This window comes from Brevibacillus centrosporus, assembly GCF_046622605.1.
Taxonomy (GTDB): domain Bacteria; phylum Bacillota; class Bacilli; order Brevibacillales; family Brevibacillaceae; genus Brevibacillus; species Brevibacillus centrosporus.
This window is the reverse complement of record NZ_CP176857.1, coordinates 18,415-34,578: the sequence shown is the minus strand read 5'-3', so window position 1 is coordinate 34,578 and position 16,164 is coordinate 18,415. Positions and strand designations below refer to the sequence as shown.

The following is a 16,164-nucleotide window of genomic DNA, read 5'->3' as shown; positions in this document are numbered from 1 at the left end:
TGTGAGACGGTCTTTTTTTGTATTGTCAGTTATGGGGTAGACCTGCTGTCCAAAGAAAGCAGATATTGGATTAGCGCGTCCTGTTCTTCACGGGTAAATCCGGTTGAAGCATCAACCCAGAATTCGTGCCCAATACCTTTTGTATGTGTAAATTGAAGGTCTTTCGAAGCTTGATTGGCAGTGATTACATTCTTTCTCAATTCCTTATCCACCAGCGCCCGTAGGCTGTTAGCCGGGGCGGGTTCGACACCTTTCAGTAGCGTTCCGGCCATTCCCACGTCACGGTTTACATCCGGTCCCACAGCGACTCCGCCATCGTGCAAATAAGGGGCTGACCAGTAAAGGCCGATCAAACTGGGGACTTTGTATCCACCCGGGGATTTGCCGTGCGCGAATCCCATCTCAATCTGTTCCTTGTCTAGATGTTGGGTAGGAACTTGAATGGTACGCGAGCCGGGCGGTACGGGCACGGGCGTGTTCGGTGGATAAAAGACTGGGTCAACAAATATTTTTTCCGTTTTCTTTAACGCTTTCGCACGAGACGGATCCGTTCTGATGACATTTGCTGAGATCACTCGATGATTCGTGTAGGCACTTCCCGCGTGACACGTTATACACCCTGCCCGCTGAAATACGTTTGTGCCCATTTCAACCGTTTCCTTCGATGGGGCTTTTTCTAGTCGTTGAGGTGGTACAAGCGTGTTTTGCCATGCAGCCATGCCGTTAACCTGTTCCGCCACACGATACCCTGGTGAACTAAGATACAACCCATCTGGAGCCATTACTGAAACGTTTGGAAACGTAGGTGGTTTTACCATCTCGTTAACACCGGGAACACCGGGTGTCGGGTCGACAGCAGCAAAAAACTGAGATGGTTTCATCCCGCGTTCGGGAGTAAAACGGTACTTTGGATTGGCTGCGTTTCGTAAAATCGTTCCCAAATACACTTCTTTGTCGATGCCGAACAGGGGACCGCTAATTTCTGACTGTGAGAGGGAATCTGAATTTTGGGCATGAACATTGTTGCTGAACACGCTTAACCCCTTAAATGGGCCTGCAGCTGCAAAACCGCTCCATCCATACGGGTGATCCCCCGATGTAAACGAATCTGGAATCTGACTTGGGTTACTTTTGAGATCGATAGTTGAATCAAAATTGCCAGGAGCCCATTTCAGGAAGGTTGAATCAACCGCATCTTCTAGTACCTTCGGATTAGGTAAAGGAGATTCTTTTCCCTTCGAATCTTTTACAGTCCCATCCAAATTGTTCAAATATTTCTTTAGATCGTCAATTTGGGCATGTGTAAAATACGCTGTGGAATTCGTTGCTAATGCCAAAAGCAAGCCTGCGTTTAAATCCGTATTTGGCACCCCCTCGACAACCATTTTCGTTTTCCGATCCACAGTTGCATGGCAGGCAGCGCAACTGATACCCACTTTGGGTCGTCCTTCTGCATAGCTCACGGGCATACCTAGTGGAGCATACGCTCCTTTTGGAACATCGAGCCCGGTGTCGATCTTTTCTCCTTTCTTAAAGTTTTTTCCGCCGACCGTAACGGTCTGTGCCAACTCCACACGAAGGTTAGTGGTACCCTCCCCCTTTAGTTCCATAATTGCTTTCGCAAAATTGGAGAGAGTGAGCGGACCATTTACAATTCCGAGAATGTCTGTTAGAAACACTTCGTTACCAAACGTTTCTTTGTAAAACGCTTCCCGTCCCAAAGTAAGGAGTTCGTTGGTCACTTCAATTGCACCGTTATCCGACGAGAGGAGTTTGCGGCCTTCGGATGTTTTCTTCAAGTCCTCAGCTTCTTCCCGTGACACAGATCGTCCCCACACATCAAACTGCTGCTGTTTGGTTGACAGCGTTTGTACCTTATCTGTTCCAATCGTCAGGATTTTACTCTGTGGGGGAACATAGCCGTATTCAAACGATCTGTTCAACAAACTCACAGCCCCGATGACTACGATGCCAATCCCCAAGATAAGCAACCATTTACCAGTTTTCAACGGTCATAATCTCCTTTTGTAGATGCAGATACTAACCCATGAATATTATTTGTATTTTTCACTTGAATTGATTCACTCAATTTGTTCAAATATTGGCTTGACTGTTTGATTCACATCGTTTTACAATAACACTCAAATGAGGATTGGAATGTGTGGTGGTTGTATGACACAAGAAGCTTGCGACATTTACTGCTATGATGAGCAAAAAGTTGCCCACGGAAAAGAGTTGCTTGCTACAAACGATGTACGAGGGATGGCGAGGATATTTAAGGCATTGGCAGACGAAACAAGAATGAAAATCGCTTATGCCTTATGCCAGGAAGAAGAGCTTTGTGTGTGTGACGTTGCTAATATTATCGGGTCTACCGTTGCCAATACTTCGCATCATTTGCGGCTGTTAAAAAACAGCGGATTGGCCAGGCACCGAAAAGAGGGGAAATTGATTTTTTATTCTTTGGACGATGATCATGTAAAACAGATGATCCACCTGACTATGGTGCATTACAAGGAGGGAAAAAACCATGGCTGATAGTGCAGCCAAAAAAAGTATTTATCGCGTGCAGGGATTTACTTGCACCAACTGCGCGTCGATATTTGAAAAGAACGTCAAACAGTTGCCACAGGTTCAAGACGCGCAAGTGAACTTTGGTGCATCCAAGGTCACCGTTTATGGTGAAACATCAATCGAAGAACTGGAAAAAGCAGGTTCCTTTGAAGGACTGAAGGTATATCCCGAAAAACAACAGCGGGCAATTGAAAAAGAACCGTTCTGGAAAAAGAAATCAACGATTCTCACCGCAATCTCCGCAGTCCTTTTGGTGGTAGGTTGGTTCCTCGGGGAGCAGTATGGTGAGGGAAGTCTTCCGTCGGTTCTTCTCTATGCGGCATCCGTCCTCATTGGTGGTTATGAGTTATTTATAAAAGGATTAAAAGGGCTTGTCCGCTTTAATTTCAATATGAACACCCTGATGACTGTGGCGATTATTGGCGCAGCGGCAATCGGCGAGTGGGGTGAAGGTGCTACCGTTGTACTCTTGTTTGCCGTCAGTGAAGCACTCGAAACCTTCTCGATGGAAAAAGCCCGACAATCCATCCGTTCCTTGATGGATGTGGCCCCCAAGGAGGCAACCATTCGTCGAGGTACTCAGGAAATCCAGGTACCCGTGGACGATATCCAAGTAGGGGATATCATGATTGTCAAACCGGGACAGAAAATTGCCATGGACGGTACCGTAATCAAAGGAAGATCGGCCGTCAATCAGGCAGCCATTACCGGCGAATCTGTTCCTGTTGAAAAAACAGTTGGGGAAGAAGTATTTGCCGGTACCCTTAATGAAGAGGGAGTACTGGAAGTAGAAATCACGAAACGAGTAGAAGATACCACGATCGCAAAAATTATCCACTTGGTCGAGGAGGCACAAGCAGAGCGCGCTCCATCCCAAGCGTTCGTCGATCGCTTCGCCCAATATTACACTCCAGGAATTATGATTCTGGCCTTGGGTATTGCGCTAGTCCCTCCACTTTTATTTGGCGGGGCGTGGGGAGACTGGATTTATCGCGGATTAGCTCTTCTTGTAGTCGGTTGTCCTTGCGCTCTGGTGATCTCAACTCCGGTATCCATTGTAACGGCTATCGGGAATGCGGCAAAAAACGGCGTACTGATTAAGGGTGGTGTACACCTCGAAGAAGCCGGCGGACTGAAAGTGATTGCTTTTGATAAAACGGGTACGTTAACGAAAGGCGTGCCGGAAGTAACCGACTTCTTGCGTGTTCAAGGTCCGGAAGATAAAGACCTGCTGGCAATATCCGGTGCCATCGAAAAATGGTCGCAACATCCTCTTGCTTCTGCGATCGTCCGCAAAGCAGATAACCATAAAGTTGATTTCGAGGCATGGAAGGCAGACGACTTCCAATCCATTACTGGTAAAGGTGCAAAAGCAACGGTTAATGGACAATTGTATTACATTGGCAGTCCCCGCCTGTTTGAAGAACTTCTGCCCGGCGGAATCGAACAGGGATTACGGGACAAGATCCAAACCCTTCAACACCAAGGCAAAACGGTTATGATCCTGGGTACGGAACAGGAAGTTCAGGCGCTAATCGCCGTTGCTGATGAAGTGCGGGAAAGCAGCAAAGCAGTCATTCGCAAACTACGTGATTTGGGTATCGAGAAGACGGTTATGCTTACAGGCGACAACCGTGCAACAGGGGAAGCAATCGGCAAACAGGTAGACATCCACGAAGTAAAAGCGGAGCTCATGCCGCAGCATAAGTTGGAAGCCATCAAGCAGTTGAAAGAGCACGGAAAAGTAGCGATGGTCGGGGATGGTGTAAACGATGCCCCTGCCCTTGCAACGTCCAACGTAGGTATTGCGATGGGGGGGGCGGGAACAGATACCGCATTGGAAACGGCAGATATTGCCTTAATGGCAGATGATCTGACGAAACTGCCGTTTACGATTAAACTTAGCCGCAGCACGTTGCGGATCATAAAACAGAACATTGTGTTCGCCCTGGGTATAAAAGCCCTCGCGCTGGCATTCATTGTTCCCGGTTGGTTAACCTTATGGATGGCGATCTTCGCAGACTTAGGGGCAACGTTACTTGTTACCTTGAATGGACTTCGGTTGTTACGTGTAAAGGAATAGACAACCTATACCAGGGAGGAGGGCAGGTTGCCATATTTCCCTGGTATATTCCAGTTTAGTGAAGTTTTCTGAAAGATTTCCTTCACCTGCAGAATCAGTGGTAGGAGTAAAAAAACAATGAGGTGTCATATGGTCTATTTTTGGATGATAGTAGCTGTTAGTGTTGATCAAATAGCAAAATTTATTGTGAAAACTTTTATGGAACTTGGGGAAAGCATTCCGCTTATTCAGGATGTATTTCATCTGACATCCCATCGGAATCCCGGAGCTGCTTGGGGGATATTGGCTGGGCAAAGATGGCTCCTTATAACCATTGCCGTGGTAGTGGTCTTAGTAGGATCCTTCTATGCAAAAAAGATCACAAATCGAATCCAGAAGCTCGGACTAGGGCTGTTTCTTGGAGGGGCGCTTGGGAATGTAGTTGACCGGGTCTTATACGGAGAAGTTGTGGACTTTTTTGATTTCCGTATTATCAACTACCCCATTTTTAACACCGCAGATACAGCCATTGTTATCGGGGGAATTGTTCTCGCTCTGGCTAGCTGGAAAGAAGACAAGTTGAATCGAAATACAAGAGGAATTAATTAGGAGGAACAAGATGTCGGGAAGTGTACGTTTATTTGTTCGTTCCGGAATTTTGGCTTTATTATTACTTGCGCTTGCATTCGCAGTATACTCTAGTGTTTTTAAAGAAAAGGGGCCGGAAGTTGGAAAAGCTGCGCCAAATTTTAGCCTAAAACAATTTGACGATAGCACATTTAAAAAGCTCTCCGATTATCGGGGGAAAGCAGTTGTTCTAAATTTTTGGGGATCTTGGTGTGTACCATGTAAAACGGAGATGCCTGCATTAGAGAGACAATATCAGCGATTTAAGGATAAGGGGTTGGTTATCGTTGGAATTAATATCGGAGAATCTCCAATCGTAGTTGAACCATTTGTGCAATCCGTTGGGGTAACGTTTCCGATCTGGTTGGACAGTGAACGAATCGTAACGCAATTATATAGAATTAGCCCGATTCCACACACTTTTTTTATTGATAAAGATGGGATCATCCGTGATACGTATATCGGAGAAATGACCGAGACGATTATGTATAACAAAATACAAAAGATTTTACCATAAAACAGGACAGGTATATTGTAATCATACAAAAATGGTGTACGAGGGGGAAAATCGTGGATAGGTTTATTCATATAGTATGTATTTTCATCGTCTCCCTCTTACAACTAATTTCGCCAATGTCTTTACAAGCTGATCCCTCATCTGCTCAAAGTAAACCAATGATAAGCGGAACAGTTAAGAGAGAAACCATTCCCACTGAAACCAAAAAGGACCAAGTTATACTTGCCGGACGACAGGAAATTTCCCCAGCTATCCTTGCGTTTTTCTTTGCTTTTCTAGTCTTATTGCCTGTTATTAAATTGATAGTCACAATTGTTAAAAACCTTAAGGTAAAGAAGGAGTAAAATTTCATGTTAACGACTAGGTATCAAATTAAACTTTAGTTCCGAATGATAGAGGATTGTACATACTGGAGGGTTTGAAGTGGAATCAAATATAACGTTACTACTTGCGTTCGGGGCGGGCTTGCTGTCTTTTATTTCACCCTGCTGTCTACCCCTATATCCATCTTTCTTATCGTACATCACAGGAATTACAGCCGAAGAGGTAAAAAAAGGGCAGATGGTATTCCGACGTCAGGCCATGTTCCATACCCTGTTTTTTATCATAGGATTCTCTATTATATTTCTTGCGCTTGGGTTATCCACTTCGTTACTCGGTAGCCTGTTTTCGGCTTATCAAGATTTACTAAGGCAAGTTGGCGGAATTGTTTTAGTCTTGTTGGGACTCATAATGGTTGGCCTATTCAAAACGGAAATCTTGATGAAAAGTTGGAAGATCGAGTTAAAAAACCGGCCGTTGGGTTATCTTGGATCAGTGGTTATAGGAATAACCTATGCCGCAGGTTGGACCCCTTGTGTTGGGCCTATTTTATCCGCAATCATTGTCCTTGGGGTAACAAATCCAGAAAACGCTCTATACTATACGCTTGCGTATACACTTGGATTTGCCATCCCGTTTTTCCTTATGACGTTCTTCATAAGCAAAGTAAAAGCCATTGTAAAATACTCAGATCGGCTTATGAAGATAGGGGGAACCATGATGGTTTTATTTGGTGTTCTACTATACACGGATAAAATGACGGATATCACCGTGTTTCTTATTCGTTTGTACGGGGGGTTTACAGGGTTCTAGGAGGGAACTATGTAATCCTACCTTAAATTGCTTTCTTTACTGTACGTGTGGTTATAGTCATTTCGTTGAAACCTTCTGGGAAAATGGCCCGTCATCCTTATCAAGGGGTATTTAATCATAATCTGTCGAGAATGCTTCTGTTAACCGAATCAGTATAGGAACAGTAAACGTAACATAAGTAGCAGCGGGTTAAGATGATCCGCTATTTGGTAGGGAGTAATCTAAATGGATCATACAAATCGTTACTTGCCAGACTTTCAGCAAATTCTTGAAGCCGTTTCGGATGTGTTGAAATTGGAGGCCACACTAGTTAATGATGAGATGGTCCGAATCGCAGGGACTGGCCCATACTGGCATCGCATTGGGGAGAGTGTACACCCTGACTCTGCCTTCGGACATGCGTTAAGGTCTGGATCGCCTGTGCGGTTGGCCGATCCACGTGTTGATGAGTTCTGTCAGGGATGCGGAGCTCGTTTCTCCTGTAACGAGACAGCGCATATTGCAAGCCCGATTCTCGGGGAGAAGCCGATTGGAGTTCTTGGTCTCATTGCCTTTACGGATAATCAGAGGGAGCGACTGATGTACGGTTTGGATGGTTATGTAGGCTTTCTCTCCAAGATTTCCGAACTGATTGCCAGCAAGATGAAAGAGGAGAAAACCATCGGGGCTCTATTGCATACCCAGGGTTACCTGCAGGCTGTTACCGATTCGGTAACGGAAGGATTGGTGGCGGCAGACGAGCAAGGTTCCGTAACTTACCTTAATGGACCCGCGCGACAGCTTCTCCGGCTGACAGCTGGTAAGTTACCATCTGTCATCACAGATTTACCTGGCCTTGACTCTCACGTCCGGGAAGTGCTGGACAATGGGAAGGGATTAACCAATCGTGAGTTCACCGTTGCCACTACTCAGGGCTCTGTTACCGTATTGGGCAATATTCAACCAATTCGGGTGAAAGGTTCCGTGAAGGGTGTCGTAGCCAGCTTACGCGACATCCAAGAGGTGTATGAACTGGTCAATCACATCAACGGAGAACAGCACTTTTACGGTTTTGACCGGATCATTTATCGGAGTTCGGCCATGGCTCGTACGGTCGAACGAGCTAAGCGTGTCGCAGTGAGCCAATCAACGGTCTTAATCCGAGGAGAAAGCGGTACAGGTAAAGAGTTGTTTGCACGGGCGATCCACGATGGAAGTCCGAGGCGGGAAGGACCGTTTATAGCCATTAACTGCGCCGCCATTCCTGAGGAGTTGTTGGAAAGCGAGTTGTTCGGCTACGCAGCCGGGGCGTTTACTGGTGCCCACAAGGGCGGGAAACCGGGCAAGTTTGAGCTGGCGAACCGCGGGACTATCTTCTTGGATGAGATTGGAGACATGTCGTTACGTCTGCAAGCTAAATTGCTGCGCGTAATCCAGGAGTCGGAGGTAACCCGTGTTGGAGACACAAAGAGTACCAGATTAGAGGTGCGTATCATTGCAGCGACCCACCATAATCTGGAGAAGCTTATAGAACGAAAGGAATTCCGTGAAGACTTGTACTTTCGGCTTAATGTGATTCCGATTGAAATTCCGCCTCTTCGTGAACGACCTGAAGACATCCTGTTGCTCGCGGATTACTTTCGTTTGAAAAAGGCTGGATTGATGGACAAACAGACGGTCTCGTTCGACCCGGAGACGGAACAGGTGTTGGTGCAATATCACTGGCCGGGCAACGTTCGCGAATTGGAGAACGTAGTCGAATACGCTATTACTATGTCCTCAGATCCCCTGATTGGGGTAAGCTCTCTGCCAAACAGAGTCTTCGATGCTGTTCCTTCACACAGGACTCCCGACAAAGTATCTGGCTTAATCCCTCTGAAAGACATCGAGCGGAGGGAGATTCAACGGGGGATTAAGTTGTACGGAACTGGTGAGAAGGCCATTATCCGAATCGCGCTTGAACTTGGAATTAGCCGATCCACGGCTTACCGTCGCCTGAACGAATACGGTTTGTTTCCGGGCGTTAACTCATCCCCCGGTACTGTTGTTTCAGATTGAGAGGGCCTCTCAATTTGAGATTCAAATCTGTTGGAATGAGTGATTCATACCCTGGATCTCTTCCTGACTCCTTACTTATTGACGGCAAGAAATTACAGCTTCTGCTGGCTTCTTCCCTAGAGAAACCCAGCTTTACCGGAGGGTACCCATTTGAAAAAAGTATGCGATTTGTTTGGCGTATTTCTTGCTTAATACAAGTTTCATATTCTGTCAGGGAGGGTATGTAACTTGGCATACAATAGGGAAAATCCAGTCCATTTTAATTCGGAAGAACAGTTGTCCATTGTCACAGATCAGGCGGACGACTATGTTCTCGATGACTTTGTAAGGGATATGACCATGGCGGTAGAGCAGTACAATGAAGATGACAAGCTGGTTACCGAAGCTGAACGACTTGTAGGTAAGCTGGTCCGCGGGATATCGTGGCTTCCACCAGAGAAACAGAATCCTAAAGCCGAAATCTACGCTCGTCATACGCTTTTTGTCGACCCAAAGAATAGATTCGAGGTGATGGCACTGGTCTGGCAGCCCGGTCAATGTACACCTCTGCATGATCACGACGGCACATGGGGAGCGGAAGGGGTACTGGTTGGCCGAATCAAAGTGACCAACTTTATTCAGGCTGATGTGATCTCTGGAGATGTCGTGAGACTCGTAAAAACCGGTACAGTGATCGTTAATGCACAGTGCACGGGTCAGCTCTTACCCCCGGCTGACTGCCACATCCTTGAGGCAGTGGGGGATCAAATCGCTATCACTATCCATGTTTATGGAAAGCAGTTACGCAAATTTAGAGTGTTCGAGCCCCTGAAGGAAGAGGGTATCTATGTCACCCGTGATCACTTCGTGGATTACACTGAGGTTTAGCTTGGCCGTCCCTTTCATTACAAGGCAGGGAGTCAATCAAAGAGAGCTTGGGTAATAAATTGACTGTTGCGAAAAAAGCTTAACCTGTATAGTCACATCAGCCTTAGTCCGATATTCAATTAGACTAAGGTTTTTTATTTTCTCTAGAAGTCATTGCGTATTATTTATGATGAAATTGAATAAATACACTCATGCTTTTTCTAAAGTCATGAACGACGAGACTTCCGACTACAAATGCAAAGAATTTATTACTCGCGGAGAATAACCACTCGATTGCTTATGACAGGGCTGTATTTCTTGGGGAAGTCGTCGATTTCCGTTCTTAGTTTCTTGATTCTAGGTAAGATATTTATAGCTACGAAATCCAGTATTCAATTAACTCGTTGAATCCAATTATTATGAAGATGAATCCCGTAACTCGTTGAATGAGGGCTCCCCCTTTTTTTGCGCGTTGCACAAAAGACGAATACTGACCTAAAAGTGATATAACAAGAACGACAAGCAGTAGCGGTACAACTGTACCGATTCCGAAGATTGGCGGCAACAATATCCCAACAGGATTTAAGATCATCGTCGGAGCTAACAGACCAAAGAACAACCAGAACATGGTAGGGCAAAAAGCAAGAGCAACAGCAACCCCCAAACCAAATGGGTAAAAGCCTGTCTCCTGGAGCTGGTTAACTAGTTTTGGTATTAACACTGATACAATTTTGGGGCTTTTTCCCGGAAGATGGATGATGTTAAGCATATATAAACCTACAACTATAAATAAAGGTGCGAGTAACTTATGGGGCCATTCAAACAAGGGATGGGCCTCACTCGATAACCCCTGTCCAAACGTTAGGATGAGGAACCCTAATATCCAGTAAACTGTTATTTTGCCAAAAGCAAAAGCTGCGAATTCAGATTTTGGTATTTTTTTTGTTGTGATATCTTTTTGATTAAGCATAAAGGTCGCTAGATTATTAGAAAATTGGCATGGTTCCAATGCACCAATGATACCCAGGAGGAAAGCGCCGATAAAGGGAAAATTTATGTACATGTCTTGAATAAGGTGCATAAAGTTCCTCCATCATGAACCACTTGTTTGTTACACTATATGTCCTCATGAACAAAATTTTTCCAGATTGTTAAATTGTTAACTGATTCTCAATTGTAATGCCGATAGTCCTTTGCGAAAAGATACCGGCAATTTTTCTGTCAAATAGAGATCTGCGTACAAAATGCGGATGTTGGCGCCGTACACCTACATCATTGTTCCTTCCATACGCTTCATTTGCTCTTCTAAACGCCTACATCTTTCGTTAATGATATCTACCGTTTGTTTAATTTCATTTGTCGTAATCATGTGCTGTCTCATCAGGTCCATCATTCGTCTCATGTCTTCGGGCATCATCATTTCCTGTCGCATCGGCGGCATCGATTGAGATGACGGATAATACCAGGTACTTGGTTGTATATACACCGGCCAATCACTATTTGATTACATGCCCTGATTAAAATCCTAATGTCGGGAATACTAATCCTGATCTGTATGAAGAGGGAGATGAGGGAATTGCACGCTGTTCACCAATCTTGTATCGATGCATGCCTTAAGTGTGCAGTCGAATGCCATCACTGTGCTACCGCATGTGTAGGCGAACCAGACGCACAAAATCGGCAAAAGTGCATTCAAATTTGTTTCGATTGCTCCCAGCTTTGCCTCTTGTCTATTCAGTTCATGGCAAGGGGAAGTAGCTACGCCAAAGCGCTTTGTGAACTCTGCGCCCAAGTTTGCGAAGCATGCGCAGCAGAGTGCGAGAGCTTTAACGACGAACACTGCAAACGCTGCGCCGAGGCTTGCAGGAAATGTGCTGAGGAATGCCGGAAAATGGCGGCGTAATCAGGATTAAGAGAATGGGTCATGGTATGGAAATAAGACCATGACCCATTTTTACACGTATCTCGGCTGTACCCCTAAAAATATGGAAATAATCTCACAAAAGCTGAAATCACAAGGATTTAAGGATGTTCCGAATTTATTTTAGGAATCGGAACTTAGAACTTCGACATGCTATAAAACCCAAACAATCAGGTGAAAAAGCATTGTAATCCTTGATTTTGTTCCGTTACTGACTCTATTGGGAACAGTTTTTTACATTGAATACAAATAAACAAAGTGGAAGCCCTTGATAAATAAGGACTTTCACTTTTCGAGTTAAGATTACAGCATATAGTTGGCTATACATAAAAAAAGCTGTTGTTTTATATGAGGATTAACAAGGTTCCATTGCACCAATTAACCCAAAGCCACTGCCATTTTCTTATTGTTCCAAACATTACTCGGTTGATCAAATGGAGTAAGTCTTTTATTAAAGTCTCTACATATTTTTGCGCTATAAAGGAAAACATTACATATGGGAAATAATCCTTACGGTTGTATGGAGAGTGGATATGGGAAAACCAACAAATTCTGCAATAATCGCTGCATGGGCTGGATTAATTAGCAACATTATTTTAACGGTGATAAAACTTTTTGTTGGCTTGTATTACGGAAGTAAGGTTTTATTGGCGGATGGAATACATAATGCTGGTGACGTGTTTGCCTCTGTTGCTGCGTTTAGTGCCATGAGAATATCCAAAAAACCAGCTGATGAAAAACATCCCTACGGTCACGGCAAAGCTGAAGTGATTGCATCGGGCATCGTTGCAGTCGTACTCGCAGTAGCTGCTATTGTAATCGCTTATCACTCTGTACATACATTGTTTAGCCCTGCTCCGGGAGCAAATGTAATTGCACTGATCGCTGCCTTGGTTTCATTAATTTGGAAACAAATTTTGTTTAAATACACTATAAAAATCGGAAAAGAGCAAAATAGTAAAGGGTTAATTGCTACTGCTTATGACCACCTTGCTGATGTTTATGCCTCTCAAGCAGCGGTTATAGGGATTGGTCTTGGTTATATTGGTGAACTTAAGAATATACCTTTATTAGCATATGGTGACCCGTTTGCAGGCATTGTTGTTTCTCTGATCGTATTAAAACTGGCATACAAAATGGGGAGAGAATCAATTGACACTCTTATGGAGAAAACAGTTGATTCATCGAAGATACAGGAATTTACCGAGTTGATTTTCTCAGTTCCAGAAGTGATGAGAATTGATCGTTTACGAGCTAGAGAACACGGACATTATATTCTTGTGGACGTGCGAGCAAGTGTTTCAGGAGCACTGACCGTTAAGGAAGGTCATGATATTAGTCGGCTAATTAAACAGAGAATAATGGAATATCACAAAGATGTAGATGAGGTACTGGTTCATATAAACCCATGGTATGAAGAAAATGAGTCCACGGAGAAGCAGTAGTCGAATGATTTTCTTACTATCTAGGTCTTCTTTTTGATGGGTATTTAGAAGATCAGTATTAAAATGTAAAACGTAATGATGATTAAGGAGACCATCAATGATTTTTTGCTATCACCATAGCCATGATGGAGTGACTGGATCAAAATGCATCTAATTTCCTCTTACAAAACATCGTAAAGAAGGGAAACTGATGTTCTATTAAAGTTCATTAGAACAAACATTATGGGACTCCATCATGCCCATGGAAGTATTCGCAATGAATCTACCTATGACCGAGGCATCACACCATCTTTTCGGAACTGTGAGAGGGAGATAGTGCAATTCAACCCTGTGGAACCTATAAGACACCGTGTTTTTTCAATAACTGGTAATATCGATAACCGACTAACACTGATAGGAAGTAGGAGAGTGTAGTCCAGTATATATTCCAACCAGTGTGGTAGTGAATTCTTCCGAGAGCAAGCCATATCAACTCAATCCCCGTGAGAAGGCCTGTAAAACCTACCATTAAAAACACAATATTTCTTTTCCTCTCTCTAGCCAGTTTGACAAAAAAACAGCCAATCACTGCGAAACTCCCCAAATCAAATGGTAAGCCTGAGAAGTCTTGTTCCTGACCGAAGGGGTATATATCCCATAAACCAAAATAAAATCCAGCACAATTCATAACGTACGAGATCACGGCTGAAAATGGTGCAATTGTTAGTACAATTATCGGCTCATTTTTATAAAGCCAATAACCAAAAATCCACGGAATAACAAATGCAATCAATATATTCGTAACCATTGAAATTAAGGAACTCCTCTACAATTATTTTGCCAATAGTTCTTTCGTTAAAATTATTATGTTCAAAAGGACGTTTAATTATATCCGGAAGTTTTTAAGTCTGAACATAACCCTTGTACTTGTTATTCCTGGACGGACTTGCTTCTTCCAATCTGGAAGTTTCTCGTGATTCATCATACGATTACGTACACCGGCGGATTCTCCGATATAAAGGAGACGATGCACCTTGAATGTTTCCGGGAGTAAAAGAGTGGATCGGGGGTATGTGTACACTCACATACACAGTAGAGTCCAGATTGATCCGGATTTCTTTTGCTTCTTAATGCCAATAGCCCTGAAAGTCTACCTTGTGAAAACTGGCTTTTTTTGTGTTCAAAACTCCTTAACGTTGTAAATACGCGTTTTGCTGGCGGTACCCCCACAAGAAGCCGAGCAATGGTCGTTCATTCGAGTTCACCAAAAACACAAATCGATAGGAATTCAAGAATGGGCAGCTTCAGCGTTACGTGCAGTGGCAAAGGACGGAAAGATCCTTTGGGAGTACATGATTGATTCGGAGTACGGTATGCCAACAGAAGGAGAGCCTCTAATAGCGAAAGATCACACGATATATTTTGGTACGTACGAAGGTATGATTGCATTGAATCCAGATGGGACAAAAAAATGGGAAGTGGATCTGCAAGATAGCGATTTGTCCTTCTCCAAAAGAATTAGTCTGATGGATAGAAATTTCCTTGCTTTATCAAACGATGAAAAGACAATGTACTTTGTCAGAAATCGTACTACAAAGTTGGAGAATGCAAAAGTATACGCTTTGGAAGCGGAAACTGGAAAAGTAAAATGGATGAAACAAATTGATATTGCCGCTTTGTATAGTGTACTTCCTGATGGAAATTTGCTCTTTACCTTAGATCACAATTTGGGTGGATCTCTCGCCATCATGGATTCGCAGGGCGACATTCTACACATTCAAAACAATACAAGACTCAGGGACAATGCTTATATAAATCTGATTCCGTATCGGATGTTGCCTAATGGGACGGTAATCATGGAGAAAACAGTCTTTCCAGGTGATTATTCCTACAGCAACCATTCTTTAGCTGGATATAGCTGCAGTAAAAGTATGGTTGCGCAATAATATTGAAGAAGAAACGAAAAGGCGATCGGTGTTGGTAGCAACACTGTTGGCAAGAACGTAGTTAAGTAAATGATAATTACCAGTTGCCGCTAAATATATGCAAAGGAGGGACTGGTTTGAAAAAGAGGGTTTTATCAACTCTGTCGGCATCACTTATAGTGGTGTCGTCTTTTTCTTTGCCAGTTAAGATCGGGGGCTATTTTTGTGCACTTTATTAAGCTAATTGTGTCTCAGCGATGCAGATTAAGGAAGCAATTTTGTGTAGTTGTACTGAGGCGTTTTTTATTAAAAGGGGAATACAATCCCCAACCAACTATTCCGAAAAGATAACTTTTCGGAATAGTTGGTGACGGAATTAGAAAAGTATGGTAGAATATTTGGTAAGAACAAACATTCGCAGTCCGCAGGTAACGAATATGGAGGAAAAAGATGAAGACAATCAATCAAGATGTTATCTCGATGATAGTATCAATCTTTTTAGGTTATGCTGCAATTTTTGCCACATTGCTTGGACTTGTGTTTGTTGTATTCACATTAAGGCGTGAGCATTTCAATTTTTCAAGAACGAATGATAGAGATAGATTTAGTGTGGAAATTGTATCGTTTCATACTGTGTATCTTAATTTTGCAGCTGGTATGCTGATCTCATTGTACATGTCTTCAGTAAAGGTTTTTGAAACGGGTTTTTTAGAGTCAGGTACATTTACGATAGATGGCCCTATACGGAGTGTATTTATTTTGTTGATTATAATCAATTTTGGTAATGCTATATTAGGTGCATTTGATTATAGATACCGAATAATCTCCTGGCTTTTATGTGCTACATCCATTGGTGGTTACGTTAACATCGAACGTGCACCCGAAATTCAAGAGCTCACTTTTTTCCTCATTGCTTTACTAATATTGTGCTTAATGCAGGTATGGGCGATGGTTCGACTCAACTTACCTCCATCCTCAGGTGCAAAAGAGAAAAATAAAAGTAAAAAATAGCTTGTCTATTCCCCTTCTCTTATAGATTTTCATTTAAATCATACTAAGTTTAACAATTCCGAAAAACTTCATTTTCGGAATAATTA

The 16,164-nt window shown here is 43.4% G+C and carries 15 protein-coding genes; 12 read left to right on the top strand and 3 right to left on the bottom strand.

Annotated elements, in window-relative coordinates:
* Positions 1-29: 29 nt before the first annotated feature.
* Complete coding sequence (locus tag ACLIN2_RS30375; RefSeq protein ID WP_411504804.1) at positions 30-2,009, bottom strand: electron transport protein; 1,980 nt, start codon at positions 2,007-2,009, stop codon at positions 30-32.
* 163 nt (positions 2,010-2,172) lie between these two features.
* On the opposite strand from ACLIN2_RS30375, the gene ACLIN2_RS30370 reads away from it, so the two are divergent.
* From ACLIN2_RS30370 to ACLIN2_RS30335, 8 genes are all read left to right on the top strand, one after another.
* A complete protein-coding gene (locus ACLIN2_RS30370) occupies positions 2,173-2,538 on the top strand; it encodes an ArsR/SmtB family transcription factor (RefSeq protein ID WP_411504803.1) in 366 nt (121 codons plus the stop codon).
* Positions 2,531-4,657, top strand: coding sequence for a heavy metal translocating P-type ATPase (locus ACLIN2_RS30365; RefSeq protein ID WP_411504802.1), 2,127 nt, complete (start codon positions 2,531-2,533; stop codon positions 4,655-4,657). Before ACLIN2_RS30370 ends, ACLIN2_RS30365 begins: the two co-directional genes overlap by 8 nt.
* A gap of 129 nt (positions 4,658-4,786) precedes the next feature.
* Positions 4,787-5,245 carry a signal peptidase II gene (lspA, locus tag ACLIN2_RS30360; protein ID WP_411504801.1) on the top strand — a complete coding sequence of 153 codons (459 nt, stop codon included), beginning with the start codon at positions 4,787-4,789 and terminating at the stop codon, positions 5,243-5,245.
* A 10-nt stretch (positions 5,246-5,255) separates the two neighbouring features.
* Positions 5,256-5,780, top strand: a complete 525-nt coding sequence (resA, locus tag ACLIN2_RS30355; protein WP_411504800.1) for a thiol-disulfide oxidoreductase ResA — start codon at positions 5,256-5,258, stop codon at positions 5,778-5,780.
* Positions 5,781-5,833: 53 nt separating this feature from the next.
* Complete coding sequence (locus tag ACLIN2_RS30350; protein ID WP_411504799.1) at positions 5,834-6,124, top strand: hypothetical protein; 291 nt, start codon at positions 5,834-5,836, stop codon at positions 6,122-6,124.
* A gap of 79 nt (positions 6,125-6,203) precedes the next feature.
* A complete protein-coding gene (locus ACLIN2_RS30345) occupies positions 6,204-6,914 on the top strand; it encodes a cytochrome c biogenesis CcdA family protein (protein ID WP_411504798.1) in 711 nt (236 codons plus the stop codon).
* A gap of 225 nt (positions 6,915-7,139) precedes the next feature.
* Positions 7,140-8,951 carry a sigma-54 interaction domain-containing protein gene (locus ACLIN2_RS30340; protein WP_411504797.1) on the top strand — a complete coding sequence of 604 codons (1,812 nt, stop codon included), beginning with the start codon at positions 7,140-7,142 and terminating at the stop codon, positions 8,949-8,951.
* 228 nt (positions 8,952-9,179) lie between these two features.
* Positions 9,180-9,818, top strand: a complete 639-nt coding sequence (locus ACLIN2_RS30335; protein ID WP_411504796.1) for a cysteine dioxygenase — start codon at positions 9,180-9,182, stop codon at positions 9,816-9,818.
* A 355-nt stretch (positions 9,819-10,173) separates the two neighbouring features.
* Here the strand turns inward: ACLIN2_RS30335 and ACLIN2_RS30330 are convergent, their stop codons facing one another.
* On the bottom strand, positions 10,174-10,878 hold the full coding sequence (locus ACLIN2_RS30330; protein WP_411504795.1) for a sulfite exporter TauE/SafE family protein: 705 nt from the start codon (positions 10,876-10,878) through the stop codon (positions 10,174-10,176).
* A gap of 447 nt (positions 10,879-11,325) precedes the next feature.
* Between ACLIN2_RS30330 and ACLIN2_RS30325 the strand changes: the two genes are divergently transcribed.
* Complete coding sequence (locus tag ACLIN2_RS30325) at positions 11,326-11,700, top strand: four-helix bundle copper-binding protein (RefSeq protein ID WP_411504794.1); 375 nt, start codon at positions 11,326-11,328, stop codon at positions 11,698-11,700.
* A gap of 551 nt (positions 11,701-12,251) precedes the next feature.
* Entirely contained in the window at positions 12,252-13,163 is a 912-nt protein-coding gene (locus tag ACLIN2_RS30320) for a cation diffusion facilitator family transporter (RefSeq protein ID WP_411504793.1), read from the top strand.
* 337 nt (positions 13,164-13,500) lie between these two features.
* Here the strand turns inward: ACLIN2_RS30320 and ACLIN2_RS30315 are convergent, their stop codons facing one another.
* Entirely contained in the window at positions 13,501-13,950 is a 450-nt protein-coding gene (locus ACLIN2_RS30315; protein ID WP_411504792.1) for a CBO0543 family protein, read from the bottom strand.
* A 544-nt stretch (positions 13,951-14,494) separates the two neighbouring features.
* Here ACLIN2_RS30315 and ACLIN2_RS30310 point away from each other — a divergent pair.
* Together ACLIN2_RS30310 and ACLIN2_RS30305 are read left to right on the top strand one after the other, a co-directional pair.
* Positions 14,495-15,088 (top strand): hypothetical protein, encoded by a 594-nt coding sequence (locus ACLIN2_RS30310; protein ID WP_411504791.1) that lies wholly within the window; start codon positions 14,495-14,497, stop codon positions 15,086-15,088.
* Between the two features lie 429 nt (positions 15,089-15,517).
* Positions 15,518-16,078, top strand: coding sequence for a hypothetical protein (locus tag ACLIN2_RS30305; RefSeq protein ID WP_411504790.1), 561 nt, complete (start codon positions 15,518-15,520; stop codon positions 16,076-16,078).
* The last annotated feature ends 86 nt before the right edge of the window (positions 16,079-16,164 follow it).